The organism is Rhodococcus sp. ENV425, assembly GCF_002887785.1.
In the GTDB taxonomy this organism is placed as follows: domain Bacteria; phylum Actinomycetota; class Actinomycetes; order Mycobacteriales; family Mycobacteriaceae; genus Rhodococcus; species Rhodococcus aetherivorans.
This window is the reverse complement of sequence record NZ_PCZU01000161.1, coordinates 1,376-3,800: the sequence shown is the minus strand read 5'-3', so window position 1 is coordinate 3,800 and position 2,425 is coordinate 1,376. Positions and strand designations below refer to the sequence as shown.

2 protein-coding genes and 1 pseudogene are annotated in these 2,425 nt (G+C 68.5%); all 3 read left to right on the top strand.

Annotated features, from left to right (window positions below):
- Positions 1-472 (top strand): annotated as a pseudogene (locus CQZ88_RS13450) (hypothetical protein); the annotation flags it as partial.
- The gene (locus CQZ88_RS32405; RefSeq protein WP_102799887.1) at positions 469-906 is read left to right on the top strand and encodes a DUF6262 family protein; all 438 of its coding nucleotides are present in this window, start codon (positions 469-471) and stop codon (positions 904-906) included. The pseudogene CQZ88_RS13450 and the gene CQZ88_RS32405, both read left to right, overlap by 4 nt.
- 413 nt (positions 907-1,319) lie before the next feature.
- Positions 1,320-2,141 carry a hypothetical protein gene (locus CQZ88_RS13440; protein ID WP_043797166.1) on the top strand — a complete coding sequence of 274 codons (822 nt, stop codon included), beginning with the start codon at positions 1,320-1,322 and terminating at the stop codon, positions 2,139-2,141.
- Positions 2,142-2,425 lie beyond the last annotated feature (284 nt).

Sequence of the window (2,425 nt, the reverse complement as noted above, 5' to 3'; positions counted from 1 at the left end):
GCACAGTGATTACCCGCATATCAAACACACCTCCACCGAGATGACCGCCCACTACGCCCGCCTGCACGACACCACCGTGCGGGACCATTGGGAACGCGCCCGCAAGGTCGACATCCACGGACACACCGTCGCGATCGCCGACGACAGTCCACTTGCCGATGCGGCCTGGACCAAACACCACCTGGCCCGCGCCACAATGGCACTACCCAACGGCTACTGCGGCCTGCCGCTGCAGCAGAGCTGCCCACACTCGAACGCGTGCTTGACCTGCGCGGTCTTCATCACCACCCCGGAGTTTCTGCCGCAGCACCGGGAACAACTCGAAATGACCCGCGGCATCATCGCACGTGCCCGCCAACACGGACAACTACGCCTGATCGAGATGAACACCCGCACCGCCGACAACCTGACGGCGATCATCACCAGCCTCGAACACGAACCCGACGACACCGACCCCCAGGTGTCCCCATGAGGGCCGACAACACCGCCCACCTACGATCGGCGGCCCACCGTCGCAGCGCGCTCGCTCATGACCGCGCCGAGGCTGCGTTCACCGACCTGCAAGCCCGAAACCAACCGATCACCGTCGCCGGATTCGCCCGAGCAGCGGGAGTCGCACGATCGTGGATCTACACCCAACCCGATCTGCTCGAGCGAATCCACCGGTCCCACGAGCTCGCTCCGAAGCGACCACGACCGTCCATCCCGACCGCGGCGAGCGACGCCTCCTGGCAGCGGCGGCTCGAACTCGCCCACACTCGCATCGCGGAACTCACCGCCGAGAACAAGCAACTTCGTCACCAACTCGCGCTCACGCACGGGCACCTCCGCAGCGAACGGGTCAGTCCGTCGAAGACGCCGCCCACGACACAAAACCACAGTTCAGAGGCTACGCAGACGGACTGAACTCAGGGGAACATGTGTTCGATTAGGGCGTTTATAGTCAGGGCGGCAGGTCGATGGAGGGACGCGAGAGGCGGACTTCGGGAAGCATCGGCCTGCCACATCGTTTCCGCAGGAAACAGACATCGAGAGCGGAAGTACCCCCGATGCCGGGCATCCACGCACCGGCCCGTATGCCCGCCTCGGTACCCCGGTCACTCCCTCCCTGAGCCGGCGCGAACCGGGGGGGATGTGGGTTCCGCCGGGCACCCTCATGCCACCACGAACGATCCGGGGTTGACCACGCCCCGCTACCGCGCCCCTCGATGGCATAGCGCCGATCCCTACCATTCGTAACGTACGTATCATGATACGTACGTTACGAATGGTGTTACGATGCTGGATACGGAACGTCATCGGGTCGGGAGGGCGAGGTCATGGCCGAGGAAGCCAGAGGGGGACGGCGCCGCGAATACGCCACCGACGCCGACCGGGTACGGGCCTGGCGGCAGCGCCAGAAAGACAAGGCCCGCGCCCAGCAACAACAGGACGCACTGCCGAGCGATCCGACCTCGGCGATCGGCACCCTCGCCGACGCGGTACCACTGCTGCGCCGCGAAACCCAGGCGATGCTCGAGACGCTGACGACGATCGCGTCGTCGATCACCACCGCGACCGATCTGCTCGCCGATCCGGCGGCGATCGATGCACAGCTGCGGCGCGTGCAGGCCGAGGCCGACAAGGTCCGGGCCGACGCCGCAGCCGAGATCGCGGCACTGCGGGACGAACTCGACACCGCGCGCACCGAACGCGCCGACGCCGACGCCGCCGCCACGGCTGCCGACGCCGAGGCCACCGAGGCCCTCGCCCAGCTCACCGCAGCCCGGGCCGATCATGCCGCGGCACAGGACCGCTGGCAGCAGCAGCTCGATCAGGCCGCATCGACCCACCGCGAGCAGATCGCCGGCCTCGAGCACCGGATCGAGCTGCTCACCGGGCAGCTCGACGAGCACCGCGAGCGGCTGACCCGAGCGATCGCCGAGAAAGACGCCGCGGCGGCCACCGCAGCCGACCACACCCGGCGGCTCGAAGCCGAACTCACCGCCGCCCGCACCGCGGCGGCAGCCGAACGCGACCGCGCCTCCACCGCCCGCGCCGACGCCGCCGCCGCACACGCGCAAGCCGAAGCCGCCCGCGAACGTGTTGCCGAACTGCGCGCCGAACTCCAGGACCTGCGCACACCCCCGGCCGGCCCCTGAACCCCCAGCCGGCTCCCCGTACTGCTGGCTGCCGCAGCTGCGGACCTCGAGGTTCGACGGGGGTCGACCTGGCATACTTCGATCCGGCCATCCCCGCCGTACCCCTTGCGGCGGGGATGGGTTCTGCGGTCAGGCACTCACTCATCGCCGACCAGGGCCGCGACGTCGTAGACGGGCCTCGGCTCGTCTACCCACCTGAGCCCGGGCCCTGCGTGATCGCATCCGTCCAGAGTCGATGCGTGGTCGAGTCGTCAGGTGGCGTGCATGATGAGAGGCCCACCGAC